At 65.2% G+C, this 20,105-nt stretch carries 19 protein-coding genes and 4 pseudogenes; 9 read left to right on the plus strand and 14 right to left on the minus strand.

What is annotated here, in order from left to right:
* Positions 1-18: 18 nt before the first annotated feature.
* From KXV01_RS08305 to KXV01_RS08325, 5 genes are all read right to left on the minus strand, one after another.
* Positions 19-1,452, minus strand: coding sequence for a porin (locus KXV01_RS08305; RefSeq protein WP_263467671.1), 1,434 nt, complete (start codon positions 1,450-1,452; stop codon positions 19-21).
* A 134-nt stretch (positions 1,453-1,586) separates the two neighbouring features.
* The gene (locus KXV01_RS08310) at positions 1,587-2,363 is read right to left on the minus strand and encodes an ABC transporter permease (RefSeq protein WP_005409726.1); all 777 of its coding nucleotides are present in this window, start codon (positions 2,361-2,363) and stop codon (positions 1,587-1,589) included.
* Positions 2,347-3,180 carry an ABC transporter ATP-binding protein gene (locus KXV01_RS08315; RefSeq protein ID WP_014647218.1) on the minus strand — a complete coding sequence of 278 codons (834 nt, stop codon included), beginning with the start codon at positions 3,178-3,180 and terminating at the stop codon, positions 2,347-2,349. Before KXV01_RS08315 ends, KXV01_RS08310 begins: the two co-directional genes overlap by 17 nt.
* Positions 3,181-3,193: 13 nt before the next feature.
* The gene (locus tag KXV01_RS08320) at positions 3,194-4,252 is read right to left on the minus strand and encodes an ABC transporter substrate-binding protein (protein WP_049410922.1); all 1,059 of its coding nucleotides are present in this window, start codon (positions 4,250-4,252) and stop codon (positions 3,194-3,196) included.
* A gap of 75 nt (positions 4,253-4,327) precedes the next feature.
* Positions 4,328-5,449 carry a 4-oxalomesaconate tautomerase gene (locus KXV01_RS08325; protein WP_263467750.1) on the minus strand — a complete coding sequence of 374 codons (1,122 nt, stop codon included), beginning with the start codon at positions 5,447-5,449 and terminating at the stop codon, positions 4,328-4,330.
* Positions 5,450-5,558: 109 nt separating this feature from the next.
* On the opposite strand from KXV01_RS08325, the gene KXV01_RS08330 reads away from it, so the two are divergent.
* Positions 5,559-6,461, plus strand: coding sequence for a LysR family transcriptional regulator (locus KXV01_RS08330; RefSeq protein WP_049410734.1), 903 nt, complete (start codon positions 5,559-5,561; stop codon positions 6,459-6,461).
* Between the two features lie 72 nt (positions 6,462-6,533).
* Here KXV01_RS08330 and KXV01_RS20015 read toward each other — a convergent pair.
* The 5 genes and pseudogenes from KXV01_RS20015 to KXV01_RS08350 form a co-directional block, all read right to left on the minus strand.
* Positions 6,534-6,791: pseudogene (locus KXV01_RS20015) on the minus strand (hypothetical protein); the annotation flags it as partial.
* Between the two features lie 44 nt (positions 6,792-6,835).
* Positions 6,836-7,306 (minus strand): hypothetical protein, encoded by a 471-nt coding sequence (locus tag KXV01_RS08335; RefSeq protein WP_262223248.1) that lies wholly within the window; start codon positions 7,304-7,306, stop codon positions 6,836-6,838.
* 166 nt (positions 7,307-7,472) lie between these two features.
* The gene (locus KXV01_RS08340) at positions 7,473-8,000 is read right to left on the minus strand and encodes a DUF6622 family protein (protein ID WP_263467672.1); all 528 of its coding nucleotides are present in this window, start codon (positions 7,998-8,000) and stop codon (positions 7,473-7,475) included.
* A gap of 88 nt (positions 8,001-8,088) precedes the next feature.
* Positions 8,089-8,973 (minus strand): methylenetetrahydrofolate reductase, encoded by an 885-nt coding sequence (locus tag KXV01_RS08345; RefSeq protein ID WP_164284110.1) that lies wholly within the window; start codon positions 8,971-8,973, stop codon positions 8,089-8,091.
* Complete coding sequence (locus tag KXV01_RS08350) at positions 8,973-9,887, minus strand: LysR family transcriptional regulator (protein WP_049410747.1); 915 nt, start codon at positions 9,885-9,887, stop codon at positions 8,973-8,975. The genes KXV01_RS08345 and KXV01_RS08350 overlap by 1 nt, the downstream gene beginning before the upstream one ends.
* A 75-nt stretch (positions 9,888-9,962) precedes the next feature.
* On the opposite strand from KXV01_RS08350, the gene msuE reads away from it, so the two are divergent.
* From msuE to KXV01_RS08365, 3 genes are read left to right on the plus strand one after another with little or no spacing between them, the layout of a single operon-like run.
* The gene (gene msuE, locus KXV01_RS08355) at positions 9,963-10,556 is read left to right on the plus strand and encodes an FMN reductase (RefSeq protein WP_111096267.1); all 594 of its coding nucleotides are present in this window, start codon (positions 9,963-9,965) and stop codon (positions 10,554-10,556) included.
* A gap of 56 nt (positions 10,557-10,612) precedes the next feature.
* Positions 10,613-11,590, plus strand: a complete 978-nt coding sequence (locus KXV01_RS08360; protein ID WP_049410753.1) for a DUF1852 domain-containing protein — start codon at positions 10,613-10,615, stop codon at positions 11,588-11,590.
* A gap of 39 nt (positions 11,591-11,629) precedes the next feature.
* The gene (locus KXV01_RS08365) at positions 11,630-12,664 is read left to right on the plus strand and encodes a methionine synthase (protein WP_263467673.1); all 1,035 of its coding nucleotides are present in this window, start codon (positions 11,630-11,632) and stop codon (positions 12,662-12,664) included.
* On the opposite strand, the gene KXV01_RS08370 is transcribed toward KXV01_RS08365, so the two are convergent.
* On the minus strand, positions 12,621-13,190 hold the full coding sequence (locus KXV01_RS08370; RefSeq protein WP_240459004.1) for a hypothetical protein: 570 nt from the start codon (positions 13,188-13,190) through the stop codon (positions 12,621-12,623). The two genes, KXV01_RS08365 and KXV01_RS08370, sit on opposite strands and share 44 nt — an antisense overlap.
* A gap of 106 nt (positions 13,191-13,296) precedes the next feature.
* Positions 13,297-13,509 carry a hypothetical protein gene (locus tag KXV01_RS08375; protein WP_164284112.1) on the minus strand — a complete coding sequence of 71 codons (213 nt, stop codon included), beginning with the start codon at positions 13,507-13,509 and terminating at the stop codon, positions 13,297-13,299.
* 66 nt (positions 13,510-13,575) lie between these two features.
* Between KXV01_RS08375 and KXV01_RS20020 the strand changes: the two are divergent.
* Positions 13,576-13,833, plus strand: a pseudogene (locus KXV01_RS20020) (arsenic transporter); the annotation flags it as partial.
* A pseudogene (locus KXV01_RS20025) lies at positions 13,823-14,175 on the plus strand (LysR substrate-binding domain-containing protein); the annotation flags it as partial. The pseudogenes KXV01_RS20020 and KXV01_RS20025, both read left to right, overlap by 11 nt.
* A 65-nt stretch (positions 14,176-14,240) precedes the next feature.
* Here the strand turns inward: KXV01_RS20025 and KXV01_RS08390 are convergent.
* On the minus strand, positions 14,241-15,455 hold the full coding sequence (locus tag KXV01_RS08390) for a hypothetical protein (protein WP_049410763.1): 1,215 nt from the start codon (positions 15,453-15,455) through the stop codon (positions 14,241-14,243).
* A 185-nt stretch (positions 15,456-15,640) separates the two neighbouring features.
* On the opposite strand from KXV01_RS08390, the pseudogene KXV01_RS08395 reads away from it, so the two are divergent.
* Together KXV01_RS08395 and KXV01_RS08400 are read left to right on the plus strand one after the other, a co-directional pair.
* Positions 15,641-15,937 (plus strand): annotated as a pseudogene (locus KXV01_RS08395) (PfkB family carbohydrate kinase); the annotation flags it as partial.
* 60 nt (positions 15,938-15,997) lie between these two features.
* Positions 15,998-16,927: a DUF6708 domain-containing protein gene (locus tag KXV01_RS08400; protein WP_049410768.1), complete on the plus strand. Its 930-nt coding sequence runs from the start codon at positions 15,998-16,000 to the stop codon at positions 16,925-16,927.
* Positions 16,928-16,931: 4 nt separating this feature from the next.
* On the opposite strand, the gene KXV01_RS08405 is transcribed toward KXV01_RS08400, so the two are convergent.
* On the minus strand, positions 16,932-18,506 hold the full coding sequence (locus tag KXV01_RS08405) for a CocE/NonD family hydrolase (RefSeq protein WP_049440848.1): 1,575 nt from the start codon (positions 18,504-18,506) through the stop codon (positions 16,932-16,934).
* A gap of 802 nt (positions 18,507-19,308) precedes the next feature.
* Between KXV01_RS08405 and KXV01_RS08410 the strand changes: the two genes are divergently transcribed.
* Complete coding sequence (locus KXV01_RS08410) at positions 19,309-20,049, plus strand: DNA/RNA non-specific endonuclease (RefSeq protein ID WP_263467674.1); 741 nt, start codon at positions 19,309-19,311, stop codon at positions 20,047-20,049.
* Positions 20,050-20,105 lie beyond the last annotated feature (56 nt).

Raw genomic sequence — 20,105 nt, forward strand, 5'->3', positions numbered from 1 at the left:
CGCGAGCGGCATGCGCTGCTAGAAGGCCACCTGCAGGCGGGTGTTGAAGGTGGTGCCTTCATCCCTGCCCTGGCCGGTGCCGCTGCGGTTGCGGGTCTGCCAACGGATCGCCTCGAACATCACGCGGCTGAAGTCGTTGAGATACCAGTTCGCACCCAGCGTCCACGCGTGGCCGGTACCGCCACTGGGCAGCTCGGCATAGTCGACGTCCTCGTAGCGCCCTTTCAGTTCCCATGCCCCGGCGCCGCCGCGGGTGACAGGATCGGCCACCTTGACCCGGCCCCAGGTGCCGGCCTTGCCCGAATAGGCCGGCCTTGCACCGGCCAGGAACCAGCCAGCCGAAATCGCCCAGGCCTCGTGGTCCAGATCGTAGTGCCCGCCGGCGTCGGCCCCGCGCAGGTTGCGCGTACCCCATTCGCCGGTCGCCCAGGCCGGCCCGAAGATGCCTGCCAGTTCCGCGCCATAGGCCGTGCCGCGCTCGGCGCCCGGCAGTGTGCCCGGCGCGATCTTTACCAGGTCATTGAAGTGCCCGGCGATGGCCGAACTGCGGACGACGCCGCTGGCGCCTGCGGCGATCTCCTCGTGGAAGGCCCAGGCCCCCAGGTGCACCGTGACCGCGTCGTTGGCCACCGGGTTCCAGTGCACGCGCGTGGCCCAGGTCTGGCTGTCGTTGTCGGTGCCGGCGTTGTTGAGATCGTTGCCGGCCACCGACAGGCTGGCATGCCAGTCCTTGCCGTACACGCGCTCGGTCAGGCCGACACCGAACAGGCCGCGCTGCGGCAGCATCAGCGTGCCGACCACGTTTCGGTCCTGGAAAGGCGTGTTGGAAGTGCTGCTGGAGCCATCGATACCCCGGTCGTTGAGGCGGTTGCCCACGGTCAGGTCGGCCGGCAGCCCGAACAGGCGGTGGTCCACGGTGGCGTAGACCGACTTCCACGCCACCGCGTTGTCCGCGAAGTCACCTTCCACTGCCCAGCCGAGGATGCCGTAGCGGCCTTCGGCGCCCAGCCGCACCGAGCGGATCTCGGTACCGGAGATGTTGCGGTCACTCACTGAGGATCCATCGGTGCTGGATGCGTCGACGAACAGACGTCCGCGCGGACGGAACGCCACGGCGCCGTCGGCACTGCTGAACTCCGGTGCGCCCTTGGACCAGGTGACCTTGGGCGCCTTGGCCTGGCTGGATTCCAGTGCGGCGACGCGGGTGTCCAGCGCGGGGGGCTGCGTTGCGGCCGCCGCACCGGCGGTGCTGTGCCCGCCCTCCACGGCACGCAGGCGCGCCTCCAACTGCTGGATCTGCAGCGCCTGCTCCTGCACCAGGCGTGAGAGTTCGGCCTGGCTCAGTGGTGCGGGAGGGGACGAAACAGCCTGGGCGCCAGCATGGCCACTGGCCAACAGCAGGCCGAGCGCGACCGACAGCGCTGCCGGTGGCAGCACGGTGGAATGGTTCATGGACTCTCTCTCCGGCCAGCCGGCCCCCTGGCCCGGCGCTGGCCTGTTGCGGTGGTGCGGGGGAAGATCGGGGGAGGAAGCGCGCGCCGCCGGATCGGCCCGGCGGCGCGGCAGGCGGGCTCAGCCCGGCCCGGTCAGCTGGTGGCCTGGGCCTGGGCGTTGGGACGCCAGGTGATCAGCTTGTTCTCGACCACGTCCAGCAGCGCGTCGATGACCAGCACGAAGGCGGCCAGGATGATGATGCCGGCGAACACACCCACAGCGTTGAAGTTGCCTTCTGCCTGCGCGATCAGGTAGCCCAGGCCCGCCGAGGCGCCGAGGTATTCGCCGATGATCGCACCAACCACGGCAAAGCCGACCGAAGTACGCAGCGAAGACAGGATCCAGCTCGCCGCTGCCGGGAAGTAGACATGGCGCAGCAGGTCACTGCGGCTTGCGCCCAGGATGCGGGCATTGGCCAGCACCACCGGATTCACCTCGCGTACGCCCTGCATGGCATTGAAGAACGTGGTGAAGAACACCAGGGTGACCGCCAGCGCCACCTTCGACCACAGGCCCAGCCCCAGCCACAACACGAAAATCGGCGCCAGCACCACGCGCGGGATCGCGTTGAAGCCCTTGATGAAGGGATCGAGGATGCGTGCCGAGCGGCGGCTCAGGCCGAGCCAGACGCCGCCGGCCACACCCAGGCCGGTGCCGATGATGTAGCCCAGCGCGGTTTCGGTCAGCGTGATGTAGACGTGCTGGTAGAACGACGTATCGGACAGCCAGGTCCAGGCCTGCTGCACGATCGCCGTTGGCGAGGGGAAGAAGAACGGATCGATCACGCCCAGCGCGATGCCGCCTTCCCAGCCGCCGAACACGGCCACAACCAGGGCCAGTTGGATGAACTTGTCAGTCTTGGCGTGCATAGCTCTTCTCCACTTCGCCGCGCAGGCAGGCCCAGATGTCGCGGTACAGGTCGGTGAAACGGTCATCCAGCTTGATCTCGGCCACGTTGCGCGGACGTTCCAGATCCACATCGAAACTGCGCACCACGCGGCTGGCCGGGCCGGAGGACAGCACCACCACGCGGTCGCCCAGTGCGATCGCTTCTTCCAGATCGTGGGTGATCAGGATCACCGAGCGCCGGTCTTCCTGCCACAACCGCAGCAGCTCGTTCTGCATCAGGTGGCGGGTATGGATGTCCAGCGCCGAGAACGGCTCATCCATCAGGATCACCTTCGGCTCGACGATCAATGCCTGGGCCATCTGCACGCGCTTGCGCTGGCCACCGGACAGCTGGTGCGGGTAGCGATGCTCGAAGCCGGCCAGACCGACCTTGGCCAGCCACGCGTTGGCCTTGGCCTTGCGTTCGGCCTCGGGCACACCGCGGAAGCGCAGGCCGAGTTCAACATTCTGGTACGCGGTCTTCCACGGCAGCAGCGCGTCCTGCTGGAACAGGTAGCCGACCGACTCCTGCACGCCGCTGACGGCGCGGCCGTCGATGCTGACCTGGCCCGACGACGGCTTCAGCAGGCCCGCCACGGAATTGAGGATGGTGCTCTTGCCGCAGCCGGTGGGTCCGACGATGGCAAGGAACTCGCCGTCACCCACCTGGATGTCGACATCGCGTACGGCGGTGAATTCGCCGAAGGACATGGTCACCTTGTTGATGGCGACCATGGTCTGTGCAGGCTCCAGCTGCGGTGCGCCATTGAACTGGCGCACGGTGGCATTGAGGGCCATGGTTTACCTCCGCTTACGGTTGGGCAGCCGGCGCCGCAGCGTTGGCACGCTCGACGAAGGCATTGGTATAGGTCCGGGACAGATCGATATCGGCCTTGGCGACATCCGTGTTGAACTCACGCAGCACCTTCAGCGGTGTTTCCAGATCGGCAGGCGTGAAGTGACCATCCCGGGTGAAGATCGCGCGGGCGTTCTCCACTGCGCGTGCATAGGTGGCGCGGTCGCCAGACACGTAGCTGTCCGGCAGCGCCGCCACGATGTCTTCAGCACTGTTGTCGGCGATGAACTTCAAGGCCATCTGCTCGGCGCGGGCGATCTTCTCGGCCGCTTCGGGTCGCTTGTCAAGGAAGCTCTGGTTGGCGTACATCACCGAGGTCGGGTACAGGCCGCCATAGACCTGGCGGGCGCCGTCGTCGCTGCGCGCGTCGAGGATGATCCTGCCGACCTTGCGCTCGGTGATCAGGGTGGCGGCAGGATCATAGTTGACCAGCAGGTCGATCTTGCCCTGCTCCAGCGCGGCCACCGCTGCGGCGCCCGAGCCGACGCCGATCAACGAGATGCTGTCGGCCGGAATATCGTGCTGGGCGAGGAAGTGACGGACGAAGAAGTCGGACGAGGAGCCCGGCGCGGTGATCCCGACCTTCTGGCCCTTGATGGTCTCCGGGCGCGCCGGATCGAAGGTGGCATCCTCGCGGCCGGCCATCACCAGGCCGGAGTTGCGCGAGAGCAGTACGAAGGCCACCACGTCCTTGCCCTTGGCCTGCATCTGGATGGTGTGGTCGTAGAAGCCGACGGCCACGTCGGTGGAATTGGCCACCAGCGCCTGCAGCACCTTGGAGCCGCCCTGGGCGAAGTTCTCGGTCTTCACCTGCAGGCCGACGTCCTTGAAGTACCCCTTGGCGTCGGCGATGAAGAACGGCAGGTTGTTGAGGTTGTAGGAGCCGACGCTGATGCGTACCGGGGCATTGTCGCCACCGCCGGCGGATGCGCCTTCGGTGCGCCCGCTGTTGCTGCATCCGGCCGCGGCCAGACCGGCCGCGCACAGCGCGGCCAAGAAGAACTGCTTGTACATCATCCCTCCCAGGAGTGAAGCATCTACGTTGTAATGGAGGGCATGCGCGTCTACGCAGGCCCGTCCGGGTTCAGATCATGCCGCTGACGTCCATTGGCGGGCTTGGGTGGCAGTGGCCGTGGCGGGCGCGGGCGAAGTCGCGTACACGCGCCCCTCGAACAAGCGGCGTGCGGTGCGGACCACGCTGGCAATCACCGGCGAATCGCCCGAGCTGCGACTGAGGCCCACCTCCAGGGCCCCACTCGGATGTTCGAGGGTAATGCTGCCGGGAACGGACCGGCATCCGACCAAAGTGTGGGCCAGCGTGCCCGGCGTGACGGCGGCGGTGGCCAGGCCGACCGCACCGGTAATGGCCAGTGCGGTGTGGCATTGGTGCGGCATGAAATAGCGCACCTGCAGATCGCCGCCCTGTTGCGGCGCCGACAGCAGCACCGGCTTGGGAATGACCTTGTTGCCGGCGTCGGCGATGCCCATGCGGGCGCCCGCCTCGATGCGCAGCGCTTCCAGCCGGCGCATGAACGCCGCGTCCGCGTTCAGTTCGGCGGGCGAGGCATCACCGCGCACGCCCAGGTCTTCGGCACGCACCAGCATCATCGGCATGGCGCAGTCCACCAGGCTGGCCGGCACGCCATCGATGGTTTCCTGCGCATGCCCGCTGGGCAGCAGCTTGCCGGTGCGGGCGCCTGCCGCATCAAGGAAGGAGAGCCTGACCGGCGCGGCTGAGCCCGGCGCGCCGGCAATGCGCGTATCACCGCGGTAGGCCACATTGCCGCCCGGCGTTTCCACCGTCGCGATGATCAGCTTGCCGGTGTTGACGTTGTGGATGCGCACCTCGGTCTGCGGATCCTGCGCCTGCACCAGCCCACGCTCGATGGCATACGGGCCCACGGCCGCCAGCATGTTGCCGCAGTTGGGCGAGGTATCCACCATCTGCTGCTCCACCCGGACCTGGGCGAACAGGTAGTCCACGTCGGCGTCCGCCCGGCTCGAGCGGTCGATGATCGCCACCTTGCTGGTCAGCGCGTTGCCACCGCCGATGCCATCGATCTGCAACGGATGGCCCGAGCCCATCACTTCCAGCAGCAGGCGATCCCGTTCGACGGTGTCCGCCGGCAGGTCGCTGGCCAGGAAGAACGGGCCCTTGGAGGTGCCGCCGCGCATGAGCACGCAGGGAATGCTGAGCAGATCGTTGGACATACGTGTGCTAGATTGATGCGTATAGGGGATGAATGACCCCTCTGTGATTCGATACTGGCATGACCCTAATTGATCTGTGAATTGCTGATTTTTGGATGATTGATACCCAATGAGCATCAATTGCGAAATCCTGGATCTACGCGCGTTCCTGCTGGTATCGGAGACACGCAGCTTCCATCGCGCCGCGGAAATCCTGCACGTCTCCCAGCCAGCACTCAGCCGGCGGATCCAGAAACTGGAGCAGGCCGTGGGTTCGCCACTGCTGGAGCGCACCACGCGCAGCGTCAGTACCACCGCAGTCGGCGAGAACCTGCTGCCGCTGGTACGCCGCATGCTGGAGGAATTCGATGGCTCGCTGTTCTCACTGCGCGGCCGGGAGGACACCCGCGGCGCCACCGTGACCATCGCGTGCCTGCCGACGGCGGCGTTCTACTTCCTGCCCAGCGTGATGGCGCGTTTCCACGAAGCGCACCCGAACGTGCGCTTCCGCATCCTGGATATCCCGGCCACGGAGGGTCTGCAGGCAGTGGAACGTGGCGAAGTCGAGTTCGGGATCAACTTCATGGGCGCCAACGATCCGAATCTCGACTTCGACGTGCTGGCCGAGGATCCGTTCGTGCTCGCCTGCCGGCGTGACCATCCGCTGGCACGCAAGCGCAAGGTGGAGTGGGCCGACCTGGCCGAGCACCAGCTGATCACCGTGCATCGCACCAGCGGCAACCGCACGCTGCTGGACGGCGCGTTGGCGCGCGAGAACCTCAAGCTGAGCTGGCACTACGAAGTGACGCACCTGTCGACCTCATTGGGCATGGTCGAGGCCGGCATCGGCGTGTCGGTGCTACCGAAGATGGCCACGCCGGACGGGGATCACCCCACCCTGGTGACACGTGCGATCGGCAACCCGGTAGTGTCGCGCACGATCGGCATCGTCCGCCGGCGGGGCGCCCTGCTCTCGCCCACCGCCGAGCGGTTTCTTCAGATGCTGATGAGCCAGTGGCGCGGGAACGTCTAAGGCGTTGGGCGTCTGACCGACATGTCATGGTCTGGATCCGCACAAAAGGCTCGCCTCGATGGTGCGCAGCACGCACGCCCCCCGCCGCGTATTGGGCGAAAAGTCCTCGGCATACAGCATGGGCGGGGTGGCCGGGTAAGCGCCTGCCCGCGAGTACATCATGCGCACCAGACTGGACAGCGTGTTCACGCTACCCACCGATGATCGCGCATTGCTGGCACCGCGCTATTGCTGCAGAGCCACCGCCGGTGGCGGCCCATCGGTGGCATCGACGTCGGGCACGCCCACCTGGTCGATCAGGCGGCGTGCATGAGGTGCGACGGATTCGAAGTCAGGAGATCAATGCGTTTGGCGCACTTCAATCGCCCCTGGATTCAATGGCACTGCCGCGCGACATCGATGCCGTCTCTAAGCTTCATGATGAGCGCCTCCAGTCCCGAGGGCTCTCCAGAACTCGGGCCGGGCTTGCCGGGCTGACCCTCCGGGATCAGTCTCGATGTCATCTGATCTTGAAGCTTGGCAATGCCTGGCGCACGTCGGTCTGCGTACCCAAAGATATCGAGGGTGAGCAGGTCATGCCCGTTCTCTACCAGAAGTAATGGAACCTCTCTGCACCGCAGTTCGAACACGCTCGATTGCGGGGGGCCTGCTTCGATGGTAATGCCTTTCGATGCGTTCGCCCGAGCGAAGGCAATCGCATCGTCGCGAAGCATCTTGAATGTTTCTGGTGGAAGTGAGCGGAAGGTTCTGAGCTCAGATTCGAGAGAGGTTGGATACGTTATCCAAACGATTCCTGCCGCAACCACCAAGCCCAGGAGCGTGAGGGAGGAGATCAGAATCTTCATTCTGGAGCCTTCATTCGACCTGTCTGAACCTTGGCGGTACCCACTACGCTGACGTGCCAAGCTGCGAAATGCAATCCGCCCACCGCATGGTTCATCGTGACGTCTGCGCCAGCTCCGCACAACCCTGCCTGGGGAAGCCGGCCAGCGGCCGGCACTACCAGGTCAATCAACCTGCGGTTTCCAGTCCCTTGCCCGCCGCATCCACCCGCAGCGAGGCCAGGTAGCGGGCGTACTTGCCGACGAAGATGCCAGTGAACCCGCCTGTCAGCAGCAGGTAGGCGGCGCTGAAGCCGGCACTGGCGGTCAGCGTCGGCGACACCGCAAATGCGACCTCGAAGCCGTACTTCACCAGGAAGGTGGCCAACAGCAGCGGCAGCAGGCTGAAGTCCGCACTGCGCCAGAGCTTGCCGGTGCTGCGGTCCAGCGTCAGCTTCAAGCGATTCAACAGCAGCCAGGCAAGCGCGGCCCCCGTGGCGATGCCGCCAAGCCACTCGCTCCAGGCGATCAGCGACGCGCCGAAACGATGACTGATCGACCACGCACCCCAGACGGCAAACAGGCCGGGCACGATCGCCAGCTTCTGCAGCGAAGTCTCGGCCGGCTTCATGGCGGCGATGCCACGGGTGACCAGGAAGGCCAGTAGCAGCCAGACCCAGATCGGCGTCTGCGAGGCGAGTTGCTGGAGCATGTTCATGAGCGATCCCTTTGGTGAGTGGCGGCGAGGTGCGCCCGCCTTGGTGCTCACTATTCGCTTCCGCCCCGGTTGCAGCCAGTGACAGCTGTCAGCCTTCGGGGATTACGCTGCGGGCACTGGAAATGCGCTGCCGGTACTGCGCCATCCAGTCCAGCGATGGTGCAACACCGCCGAACGGGTAGAAATGCGGGCTGACCTGGCCATGGGCGCGGGTCAGCCCCTTCACCAGGCGATCGACGAACACCTCCGGCCCTGCCGTGCCGAGCAGCCGGCCGATCGAGATGCCATACCTGGCCAACATCGATGCACTGGCGCCCACGCCGCACATCGCGGCATAGCGCAGCAGACGGGAGATGCTGGCCGGGCCCGGCACACCGACCAGCACCGGAACGCTGATGCCACGCGTGCGAAGTGCATCCAGCCACGCCAGCACGAGATCGGCATCGAAGGCGAACTGGGTGACGATCACTGGCGCCATGCCGCGCGTTTCGATGCCCTGGCATTTACGCTCAAGCACCTGCCAGCGTTCGTCACTGCTCATTGCCGGATGCCCTTCCGGGTGGCCGCCGATACCAACGACCTTGATCCCGGAGTGCTCCAGAAGACCGGTCTGGATGATCGAAGCACTGTCGGCAAACGGTCCGGCGGGCGTGGCCAGGTCGCCCGCGATCAGCAGGCAACGCTCGACCCCGGCGTCGCCGGCGGCACGCTCCAGGAAACGTTCAAGTGCTGCGCGTGACCCGACGCGCCGCGCAGAGAGATGCGGCATCGGCTCCAATCCGAGCGCACGCACCGTGCGCGCGGCGGCCAGGCGGGCGTCGTCATCCTCGCTGGACAGGTACGGAAGGGAGATGACGGTACCGCGCGGGATCCGATCCGTCTCGGCGCGCAGCGCGGGCATGGCCTTCGCACTGACTTCCAGTGAAAAGGCGCCGATGAAGGCGTCCGCCCGCAGTGACAGGCCTGCCGGCATCAACGTGCTCCGCCCACATTGCCGGCAAGCGGCGAGCTGTTGCGGGCCAGTTCGATGAAGGCCTGCAGGTAGTCGATGCCGGTATCGGCCTCGCGCGCGCCAAGATAGATCTGCTTGGGGATGCCCTTGGCGCCCAGGCGTACGGGCACCACGTCCATGCGCGCCGCGTACTCTTCCACCAGCCAGCGCGGCATGGCAGCCACGCCGCGGCCGCTGGCCACCATCTGCATCATGATGTCGGTGGTTTCGATGGCCTTGTGGCGCCGCGGCGTGATGCCGGCCGGCAGCAGGAACTGGTTGTAGATGTCCAGGCGTTCGAACGGCACCGGGTAGCTGATCAGCACTTCCTGGCTGAGCTGGCGTGGCTTTACGTGGTCCACCTTGGCCAGGGCGTGGCTGCGGGCCACCACCAGCACCTGCTCGTAGTCGAACACGGGGATGAACTTCAGGCCCGGCTTCAGCAGTGGATCGGGCGTGACCAGCAGGTCGATCTCGTAGCCGAACAAGGCGCCGATGCCGCCGAACTGGAACTTCTGCTTGACGTCCACATCCACATCCGGCCACGCGGCCAGGTACGGCGAGACGATCTTCAACAGCCACTGGTAGCAGGGGTGGCATTCCATGCCGATGCGCAGCGCGCCACGCTCGCCCTGGGCGAACTGGCGCAGGCGCTCCTCGGCCAGGTCCAGCTGCGGCAGCACCCGGTTGGCGACCGCCAGCAGGTACTGCCCGGCCTGGGTCAACCGCAGGCTGCGGCCTTCGCGCAACCAGACCTCGGTACCCAGCTGCTGCTCGAGCTTCTTCATGCTGTGGCTGAGCGCCGACTGGGTCAGGTTGAGCACGCCGGCGGCTGCGGTGAGCGAGCCCTGCTGCTCGACCTGCTGCACGATGCTGAGGTGGATCCGCTCCAACATTAAGATGAATCTCACTCATGGATAGGTGAAGTAATACCATTTTACGTCATGGAAAGGCATGACTAGGATCGGGTCATGCCTCCATCCCACCGTCCTCTCCGTATCGTCGCCGTTTCCGGCGGCTTGCAGCGCCCCTCCCGGGCCGCCACCCTCGCCGAGCACCTGCTGGGCCTGATCGGCGAGAACATGCGCAGCGAACAGCAGCTGATCGAACTCGGCGAACTGGCGCCGCAACTGGCCGGTGCGCTTTGGCGCTCGCAGCTCCCCGAGGCTGTCGAGCGCCAGCTGGTGGCCGTCGAGCAGGCCGATGTCCTCGTGGTGAGCACGCCGGTCTATCGCGGCTCGTACACCGGGCTGTTCAAGCATTTCTTCGACTTCATCCACCAGGACGCGCTGGTCGACACCCCCATCCTGCTGGCCGCCACCGGCGGCAGCGAACGCCATGCGCTGGTGATCGATCACCAGCTGCGGCCGTTGTTCAGCTTCTTCCAGGCCCGCACCCTGCCTCTGGGCGTGTATGCCACCGACCGCGATTTCGCCGAGGGGCGCGTGCACAACGAGGCGCTGATCCAACGCGCACGACTGGCGGTGCAGCGCGCCATGCCGCTGCTTGCGCTGTCCCATCGCGGCGCGCCACTCGCCGCCGCCGAGGCCATCGAAGCCCTTTGAATGCCGGATGCCGCCGACCTGCATCTGGATGTCACCCTGCAAACGGAACGCCGCCCATGACGAACGACGCCTTCACCTTCAGCATCACGCGCATCCCCTTCAACGAGGATTACCAGCCGGCCGAAGGCACGCGCATCACCACCAACTTCGCCAACCTGGCGCGCGGCGCGTGCCGGCAGGAAAACCTGCGCAACACCATCCGCATGATCAACAACCGCTTCAATGATCTGGCGCATTGGGACAACCCAAGCGCCGATCGCTACGCGGTCGAGCTGGACATCATCTCGGTGGAGATGCACATCGATGGCAACGCGGGCAGCGACCCCTTTCCCTTGATAGAAGTGCTGCGCCCGACCATCGTCGACACGCACACCGGCGCGCGCACCGAAGGCATCGTCGGCAACAACTTCTCGTCCTATGTGCGCGACTACGACTTCAGCGTCGTGCTTCCGGCCAGCAACGAAGGCAAGGACACCTTCGGCATTCCGGAGGGCTTTGGCGACCTGCACGGCAAGCTGTTCAAGCACTTCCTGGAGTCGGACGCCTACCGCGCCAACTTCAGCAAGGGTCCGGTCATCTGCATCAGTGTGTCCAGCAGCAGGACCTACCACCGCACCGAGAACCATCACCCGATCCTGGGCGTGGAGTACCGCCAGGGTGAGCGCTCCCCCACCGACCAGTACTTCGACAAGATGGGCCTGCGGGTGCGCTATTTCATGCCGCCGGGCAGCGTCGCACCGCTGGCGTTCTACTTCCAGGGCGACCTGCTGGGCGATTACTCGAACCTGGAGCTGATCGGCACCATCAGCACGATGGAGGCCTTCCAGAAGATCTACCGCCCGGAAATCTACAACGCCAATTCCGTGGCCGGCAAGGTCTACCAGCCCAGCCTGAAGCACCAGGATTACTCCTCCACCCGCATCGTCTACGACCGCGAAGAGCGCAGCCAGCTGGCCGTCAAGCAGGGCCGGTTCACCGAAGAGCACTTCATCAAGCCATACCGCGCCGTGCTTGAGCAGTGGGCCGCCCGCTGATCCATCGACTTTCCATTCTCCCCCAGGACACACGACACAATGCCGACGAAGACGCTGCTCCCCACCTCCACCGCAGGCAGCCTGCCCAAGCCTTCCTGGCTGGCCGAGCCGGAGAAGCTCTGGTCACCGTGGAAGCTGCGGGACGAAGCCCTGGTTGAAGGCAAGCAGGATGCGCTGCGCCTGTCGCTGCAGGAACAGCAGCATGCCGGCATCGATATCGTCAGTGACGGCGAGCAGACCCGCCAGCACTTCGTCACCACCTTCATCGAGCATCTCAGCGGCGTCGACTTCGAGAAGCGCGAAACCGTGCGCATCCGCAACCGCTACGATGCCAGCGTGCCGACCGTGGTTGGCGCCGTGAGCCGCCCCAGGCCGGTATTCGTCGAGGATGCGAAGTTCCTGCGCCGCCAGACCACGCAGCCGATCAAGTGGGCGCTGCCCGGCCCGATGACGATGATCGACACGCTGTACGACGCGCACTACAGGAGCCGCGAAAAGCTGGCCTGGGAGTTCGCGAAGATCCTCAACGAGGAAGCGAAGGAGCTGGAGGCCGCCGGCGTGGACGTCATCCAGTTCGATGAGCCGGCCTTCAATGTGTTCTTCGACGAAGTGAATGACTGGGGCGTAGCCGCACTGGAGCGCGCGATCGAAGGGCTGAAGTGCGAGACGGCGGTACACATCTGCTACGGCTACGGCATCAAGGCCAACACCGACTGGAAGCAGACCCTGGGTTCGGAATGGCGCCAGTACGAGGAGTCGTTTCCGAAGCTGCAGACCTCCAGCCTCGACATCATCTCGCTGGAATGCCACAACTCCCATGTGCCGATCGACCTGATCGAACTGGTGCGCGGCAAGAAGGTGATGGTCGGTGCCATCGACGTGGCCTCCAACACGGTGGAATCGGCGGAGGATGTGGCCAACACGCTGCGCAGGGCGCTGCAGTTCGTGGACGCCGACAAGCTCTACCCGAGCACCAACTGCGGCATGGCGCCGCTGGCGCGCGACGTGGCCAGGGGCAAGCTGCGCGCACTCAGCGCGGGGGCAAGGATCGTGCGCGAGGAGCTTTCGGCGTAGCCCCAACCGGGGAGGTGCCGCCATTCCGGCGCAGCGAGGATGGAATCTGGCCGGGTACAGACCAGGTTCCACCTCGCCCCTGCACCTCGGGCCGGGCCGTCATCGCACGTGGCCGCGGCGCCAGCGCTTCCTTGATCCTCCCCATTTCCCCCGATCCGGCCTCAGCCAGGCGCCGGGCCTGCTGCCGCTGCTCCCGCGTCATTGCCCGCCGGGGCACGGCGCCCGCGTCGGGCGCAGCGTCCACCAGCCGCGCCACCGCATCGCGCAGGGGCAACTGCGGGCAGAGCCGTGCCGCGCACCAGCGTTCGGCGTATCGCTTTGCCTGACGTACGCTGGCGGCGGACACGACCTTGCTCTGGGACATCCTGCGCGCGTCCAGGCACATGCGGAACCCGAGCACGGCATGCGGCACGATTCTGGCCACTGAACGGCCGTTCCACCACAGATCCCAGCGCTCGCCGTTCTGCACCCAGCCGGAGGGTCGGCGGGCCATCATGAAATCGGGAGGGCTGGAGGGCGAATGCATGGCCGTAAGAATACGGTCGGGCGTCGCATGGACTGAGATTGCGGAGTGGCGCTGGCAACCTCACAACGCTTCTGCCGCAGTGAAGCCCTCTTTACCACTCCCCTCTTTACCACTCTGGGCCGAGCAGTTTCTCCACCTCGGTTTCGGGCCTCTTGGCGGCTTCCTCCTTCGAGGCCACCTTGATGCACAGCCCGGACTGGGCGGGCCCGAGGGTCAACCGGTAACGGTTGATGGTGCCGCCGCCGTCGCCATACAGTTCCACCCGGGCCACCCGGGTTCGGCCATTGGCGTTGAAGGTCCAGCCCTGGTAGTCGAACATCGTTGAGTCCACCGCAACGCCCTGAATGGCTCCCACCTTATGCGGGGAGGTGCGACACCCCGCCCGATGCTCGCTTCCTGTTCCTCTTTCCTCATCTGGGCGGCCGTGACCGTGGCGACCCTCGGCCTGCTGTTCCGGCCATTCCGCATTCCGGAGTACGTGTGGGCACTGGGGGCTGCTCTTCTGCTTCCACTGCTGGGAACGGTGCCGTTCGGCACGACCTTGCACGCGGTGGCCGAGGGCCGCGATGTCTATCTGTTCCTGATCGGCATGATGATGCTGGCCGGGCTGGCCGGGCTGGCCCGGCGCGAAGGCCTGTTCGACCCGGCACAATCATTCCCTGGCACGCAAGCGCAAGGTGGAATGGGCGGATCTGGCCAAGCGCCAGTTGATCACCGTGCACCGCACAAGCGGCAACCGCACGCTGCTGAATGGTGCGTTGGCGCGTGAGAGCCTCAAGCTCAGCTGGCACTACGAAGTGCCCCACCTGTCGACTCATTGGGCATGGTCGAGGCCGGCATCGGCGTGTCAGCGCTGCCGAAGATGGCCACGCCGTACGGGGATCACCCCACCCTGGTGACACGCGTGATCGGCAACCCGGTAGTGTCGCGCACGATCGGCATAGTCCGCCGCCGTGGTGCCCTGCTCTCGCCCACGGCAGAGCGCGCCACCTCTCCTGTCCGCAGCAATTCCCTGCGGCGCCTACTGAAGGCTTCCTCGGTCCCGGTGCCTCATACCGGGTCGAGATTCAGATCGGCAACCTTGCCGAAGGGCATGACGGTCAACGCCTTGCAGCTTCCCTTCTCGATTGAATCACTGGGATTCTCAGCGGATTTTACGATCCCGTAGCCTGAGCCGCTCTTGTTGAAGACGGCGGCGCCGCTGTCACCGGACGCGCATGCAAGTTCGGAGCCCTCCACTCTTCCCCAAGTGGGTGCACAGACTGCAGCGCCACATACGCCCAACGGGGCGTGCTGCACCGATGTGACGGTTCCGCAACTGAAGCCGGTGCGAGCCCCTCGGAAGCAAAGGAGGCCATGCAGTGGAAGGTCCGCATGGATCAGTATCAATGCCTTCGTCTGGTACTCACCCTTCAATTCTGCGAACACTTCCTGGAGCGGTGTATTTCCAGCAGGAAGCGAGTGCCATTGAACATCGTGACTACCGTCGAAGAGCGCGTCCTGGAATGTCAGTGGCATCATGACCTGCGGGCCACCAACCTCATGACCGTAATTGCTGTAAAGCAACTGATCATCGCAGTGCGCTGCCGTAAGGAGCCCTTTTACCTTGGTCAGCTTGTGCCGAACCGCAAGGCCGCTTGTGCACATCCTGCCATTGGCAGTCAGGATCGCCCCACCGGCGGTGTACGCCGAATTGCGGAAGGGATCCCTCCCAAGGATGATGTTGACCTTCAGCTTCGCAGCCTCTTCAATCTTGCGCTTGGCCGCTTCATACGATTTTACATCGGCTCCGCGAACCGAAACGTCAATCATGCCCAGCTCGGGGCGGCCGTCCACACTGACTGCATCAGGTATGAGTTCGACCACAAGTGGAACGACTCTATGCATGGTTTCGGAGAACTCCTTCTCCGTGTACGGATACCCCTCCTCGAATTCGACCCTGATGGATGAGTCGCTCACTCTGAAGTGCCGGACCGCCTCCATCATGTTTCCCTTCAGTCCAACAACGAGGTGTTGATCGGGCATGTTTTCGATCGAAACAAATGCGAGCCGATCACTGTATCGCCGTTTCAGTTCGGCGATGACCGAAGGTAGCTCGGATTCAACTTCCAGCCTGCGCTTGGCGGTGTCGAGTGACACGCCGTTCGCACTCATGTAGGCCTTGGCAGCGATATCCGATTCCTTCTCCGAAAATGCCTGGCCTGCCGGCATGACCGCGAGACTCTGAGCTGACGCGAGAACAAGCAGAACTGATGCTAGCGACATCTAGGTTTCCTCCATGGAATGAGTTCAGGAGCCAGTGCCGGCTCCACGGCCGAAGGTAGCAGGAAACCTCTTTGCGCTCGGCGGGGCAGGAGGGCCATTCACCGTTTCGTGATGCATTGCGCGCTTCAACGCAGGTGTGCGTCGCGCCAGATCAAGCTTAGCGCTGGTAGTTCTTCAGAAACAGCCAGGTAATCAGCACCGACCATCACGTGCTCGGTGCGCTGCTGCTGGGACGCGATGGAACCCGCGCGCAGGCTCCTCCGAGGCCGCTGCCCGGCATCGTTGATCGCATCGGCGGTGGCGATGCCTTTGCCGCCGGCATCGTGCACGGATTGCTGTCCGGGCTGGACGCAGAAAGCACCGTGCGCTTCGGACTGGCCGCGGGCGCGTTGAAGCACGCCATTCCCGGCGACTTCAGCCCTGCCCGCGAAGCTGAAGTCCGGGCGCTGATGGAGAGCGACCAGTTCGACGTTCGTCGCTGATCTCCCCCAGGATAATCCCGCTAGAATCCAACGGGCGCTGGAATCGCGCAGGGATCGCCCATGGATTACACCGGATACACGCGCAAATTTCCCAACAACCGCCCGCTGAATGCGTTTGATCGTGAGCACCGCCTGCTGCGGAAGAAGCGACTGGATGTCGCGCCGCTGGCGCAGCTGTGCGTGGTGAAGATGAATTCGAACTGCCTGGTTTCGGTGGATCGCTGGTTCGCCGCACGTGGCTTTGCAGCCCTGCTAGGCGCGATCGGCATTGCCTTCGGGCTGGGCGGCATGCTGATGCTGCTCTGGTTGCTGGTCGTGAACAGGCTACCGAACGAAAACGGCCTGTGGGAGGCGATATTCATAGGCATGGCGATGCTGGCCGTCTTCACTGCAGCGAGCATATGGGTGGCTTGCCTCGAGCTGTTCCGTTGGACCTACTATCCGATCGCGCTTGATCGCAAGCATCGGCAGATACACGTGTTCCGGCTGGATGGCACCACCCTCAGCGCGCCCTGGGACCGGGTGTATTTCACGCTTGGCCGCGGAACCGGAACCTTCGGATGGTACAACTGGGATGTCCGCGGACTGATCCTGGACGCGGATGGCGTGACAGTACGGGAGACGTTCGCGTTCTGCATCGCGACCTCCCGCATCGAGAACGCGTATGCCCACTGGGAGTTCCTGCGGCGCTACATGGAAGAAGGACCGGCAGCCGTCGTGGATGCGGTGCACTACTGCATGCCGCTGGACGGCAAGCGCGGGAGCTTCGCGTCCTGCAAGGAGCGCATCTTCGCCGAAGACGCGCAGCTCCCGGGTTTCATGTGGCTCACGATGCTGCCACTCAACTACCTGCACACGATCATGCGCTGGGTGGTGATGCAGACCAGCAGGATTCCGCGGTTTCCACCGGACATCGAGGCGCGCCTGACACCGGACGCTGGTGATCCCTGTGTACGCGACGCTTCGATGAATCCACCGGACCTGCGCTGACCCATCAACGCAAAGGCACCTTCAGCACCGAAGGCGCGTTGGCCGGCGAGCTGAAGGTCACCGCCCCCCCCAGCTGGCTGATCCCCGCATAGCGCAGGTCCACGGTATCGACCACCAGGGTCAGCCGGCTGCCGGCCGGGAGGTTCCAGCTGCTGGCTTCCAGGCGAAGATCGATGGTTCTCGGCTGGCCGGGCGTGGCACCGCGCAGGGTGTACGGCTTGTGGCTGATCAGCTGGCCGTTGCCCAGCACATCCTCGGCATACAGGTAGGCATACAGCGTGGTGTTGGCGCGAGTGGGCGTCACCGTCAACCGCACTTCCGGTGCGCCATCCAGGCGGCGTGCACTCCAGTAGATCGGGCCCTGCCAGACGCCTGCGGCGTTGCGGCCAACGAACGGTACATAGGCGCCGGGCGGCAGGTTGAACATCTGCAGCGCGCCGGACGCCATCACCACGCCGGAGTTGGCGGCCGTCAGCAGGCCGCTGCCGATCCGGTAGTTCCAACCGGTGCCACCACCGCTCTCGGCCAGCCCTCCGGTGGGCAGCAGCAGCCCGGTCGGCGCGGTCAGCCCGTAGCTTACGGCGCCGGTAGAGGTGGCCTGCCAGTCCGGATAGCGGCTCCAGCTGCCCTTCTGCGACTTCAGCTGCACCGCCGGCTGGCGATCGATGCCATTGGCCACGCCCTTGAGGTAGTGGTCGAACCAGTCGCCCACCGTGGCATAGACCTCATTGGGAATGCCGAGCGCACCGAAGGCTTCGTTGAGGGCGTGGTCGCCATGGCGCAGCTGCAACTGCTTGGGTCCCTTCAGGCGGGTGAAGAAGTCGACCAGTTGGCCCGGCGGAAACAGGCTGTCGTTGAAGGCGTTGGCGAGGAATACCGCGGGTTGGTTGGCATTGATCTCATCAAGGCTGCTGGCCGGGCTGCGCTGTGCCGCCACCGGCAGCAGCGAGTCCACCGCCCCCTGGTAGTTGCCGACCAGCACATTGCCGTTGATGGTGGCCAGTTCCGCGCCGGGGCGGCCAGTGGCCAGGCCCGCTGCCACCAGCAGGGCGATGCCCTGCGCGCTGGGCGTGTCATGGCTGTAGAGCGACGCCTGCAGGTCGGCCCAGCCGCTGAGCGCGGCAACGGCCTTGATGCGCGGGTCGCGTGCCGCCGCCAGCAGGCTGGTGCCGGCACCGTAGGAGATGCCAGAGACACCGATCCTGGCCGGATCGGCGCGGGTGTTGTCCAGCGCCCAGTCGATCAGCGCACTGACATCTTCGACCGTGGCGGGCCCGGCGATGTCGATGCTGCCGCCGGACTCCCAGAAGCCGCGCGAGCTGTAGCTGATGACCACATAGCCGCGTTGCGCCAGCGACTGTGCCACGCCCACGTACTCCACGCTGGGCACTGCCCAGCTGCTGGGCATCACCAGCAGCGGATAGCGGCCACTGCCGGCATCCTGCGGTTCGATGACGAAGGCCCCGAGGGGCGTGCCATCCCAGCTGGGGATGGTGCGATGGGTGGTCTTGACCGTGGCCGCCAGGGCCGTGGGCGCCAGCCCGGTCAGCAGGATCAACAGCAGCAGAACCTTGCGCATCGTTGTCTCTCCCCGTCGGTGGTGGTGCAACGGGTCGGACCGTACCAGTGCGAATGGTGGCTGGCACCTTGCGACGCAGCATGGCGCTTTCGGAGCCGACAGCCCCGGCGGATCGATGCGAAACCAGATTCAGGCGCGGTGGACAACCCATACCAGCAGGCCCGCCAGCGGTATCAATGCCAGCATGCCAACCACGCCCAGGCACCCGGATTGCCCACGGCGCGACCTGGAATCCTGTGGGTGTGATCGCAACCAGTCTGCATGACAAGTGCTGCAGTAGAACCGCTGCTTCCCGTCTCGCCAGGCGCCGATGGTACGTGTGTCGTGCAGCGCCGCGCTGCCGCAGCGCCCACACTTGAAACTGCGATGTGGCGGACGCTTCTGTCGACGCAGCGCAGCCACGATCGCCATTCCGACGACGGCAACAACAGCAGCCCCCGCAAAGACGTCACTGCTCATCATTCCCCCCGTGCAATGCCAGGGCTTTCCCAGATGCCGGGTATGGTACCGAGTCGCGCAGCCACTGTGCCACGACGCCCTATCACGCGCGCGTGTCAGCCACGGACCACGTGATCTGACACATCACCAGTGCTTGCACCCGGTCACAGCTTCGCGTTCTCGTCGTTGACCAAAAGACGACAGCTTGTGACGCTTGCGACACCGCACGGCCTCTGTGGCCCCGTCATCGCGGTCAGTCCCACCGCACTCCGCATCACCCGTATCCGCAATGCCTTCACATGACACAGGCCTGGCCTTGTCGTGGCGGGCAGCTGCGTCCCGAACTCTTTGCTGGAGAATCGCAATGCGCCTTGCAAGCTTTGTCTTTGCCTTCGTCCTCAGCGCCTTTGCCGGCGCAGCCCAGGCCCAGGTAGTCACCCTCAACAAGGGCGGCTTCGTGCTCACCTACGACTGCAGCATCCACAGTGCCACCCGCTACGAGTACACGCTTACCGCCGATACCGGTTCCGCGGCGCGGCCGTCCAGCTTCTACAAGGACCCGGACCTGCCGGCCGGCTGCCTGGGCCAGACCAGCACGGCGTCGTATGCCAGCATCAAGTCCGGTTATGACCGTGGCCATCTGGTCACGTCCAACCACATGGATTACGACGCGACCTACATCCGCCGCGCCAACTACATGACCAACATCGTTCCGCAGGTGTCCAGCTTCAACCAGGGCATCTGGGTGAAGGCCGAGAACGTGGCCGAGTGCTACCGCGACATTGCGCCGGTGGACGTCTACGGTGGCGTGGTCTACGGCGATGCCGCCAACGACTATTTCCTGGCCAGCCACGGCATCCCGACGCCGGAGTTCTTCTGGAAGACGATCATCACCCGCGACCCGAATACGGGAACCGCCAAGGCGATCAGCTGGATCATCCCCAACGAGGCCAACCTGGGCAGCCTGGACGACTACCTGGTGACGATTGCCGATCTGGAGGAGCTGCTGGGTGCGAGCTACGTGGCGATCAACGCGCCGGCCTCGCTGAAGAACATGCTGCCGGCCAGCACGTGGCCGCAGCCGGCCGGGTGTGATCTGGGCTGACCGGTCCACTGGGATCGGGTGGCACCCGGCCCGGGTGCCACGCGGGGATGGCTGTG

This window comes from Stenotrophomonas sp. Ps181 (assembly GCF_025697425.1).
In the GTDB taxonomy this organism is placed as follows: Bacteria; Pseudomonadota; Gammaproteobacteria; order Xanthomonadales; family Xanthomonadaceae; genus Stenotrophomonas; species Stenotrophomonas sepilia.

Coding starts and splice junctions, on each gene's coding strand:
- KXV01_RS08390 (WP_049410763.1), bottom strand. CDS start 15,455: ATGTCGCTAGCATCAGTTCTGCTTGTTCTCGCGTCAGCTCAGAGTCTC.
- KXV01_RS08325 (WP_263467750.1), bottom strand. CDS start 5,449: ATGTCCAACGATCTGCTCAGCATTCCCTGCGTGCTCATGCGCGGCGGC.
- KXV01_RS08320 (WP_049410922.1), bottom strand. CDS start 4,252: ATGTACAAGCAGTTCTTCTTGGCCGCGCTGTGCGCGGCCGGTCTGGCC.
- KXV01_RS08360 (WP_049410753.1), top strand. CDS start 10,613: ATGACGAACGACGCCTTCACCTTCAGCATCACGCGCATCCCCTTCAAC.
- msuE (WP_111096267.1), top strand. CDS start 9,963: ATGCCTCCATCCCACCGTCCTCTCCGTATCGTCGCCGTTTCCGGCGGC.
- KXV01_RS08375 (WP_164284112.1), bottom strand. CDS start 13,509: ATGTTCGACTACCAGGGCTGGACCTTCAACGCCAATGGCCGAACCCGG.
- KXV01_RS08405 (WP_049440848.1), bottom strand. CDS start 18,506: ATGCGCAAGGTTCTGCTGCTGTTGATCCTGCTGACCGGGCTGGCGCCC.
- KXV01_RS08365 (WP_263467673.1), top strand. CDS start 11,630: ATGCCGACGAAGACGCTGCTCCCCACCTCCACCGCAGGCAGCCTGCCC.
- KXV01_RS08310 (WP_005409726.1), bottom strand. CDS start 2,363: ATGCACGCCAAGACTGACAAGTTCATCCAACTGGCCCTGGTTGTGGCC.
- KXV01_RS08305 (WP_263467671.1), bottom strand. CDS start 1,452: ATGAACCATTCCACCGTGCTGCCACCGGCAGCGCTGTCGGTCGCGCTC.
- KXV01_RS08315 (WP_014647218.1), bottom strand. CDS start 3,180: ATGGCCCTCAATGCCACCGTGCGCCAGTTCAATGGCGCACCGCAGCTG.
- KXV01_RS08370 (WP_240459004.1), bottom strand. CDS start 13,190: ATGCATTCGCCCTCCAGCCCTCCCGATTTCATGATGGCCCGCCGACCC.
- KXV01_RS08350 (WP_049410747.1), bottom strand. CDS start 9,887: ATGTTGGAGCGGATCCACCTCAGCATCGTGCAGCAGGTCGAGCAGCAG.
- KXV01_RS08410 (WP_263467674.1), top strand. CDS start 19,309: ATGCGCCTTGCAAGCTTTGTCTTTGCCTTCGTCCTCAGCGCCTTTGCC.
- KXV01_RS08330 (WP_049410734.1), top strand. CDS start 5,559: ATGAGCATCAATTGCGAAATCCTGGATCTACGCGCGTTCCTGCTGGTA.
- KXV01_RS08345 (WP_164284110.1), bottom strand. CDS start 8,973: ATGCCGGCAGGCCTGTCACTGCGGGCGGACGCCTTCATCGGCGCCTTT.
- KXV01_RS08335 (WP_262223248.1), bottom strand. CDS start 7,306: ATGAAGATTCTGATCTCCTCCCTCACGCTCCTGGGCTTGGTGGTTGCG.
- KXV01_RS08340 (WP_263467672.1), bottom strand. CDS start 8,000: ATGAACATGCTCCAGCAACTCGCCTCGCAGACGCCGATCTGGGTCTGG.
- KXV01_RS08400 (WP_049410768.1), top strand. CDS start 15,998: ATGGATTACACCGGATACACGCGCAAATTTCCCAACAACCGCCCGCTG.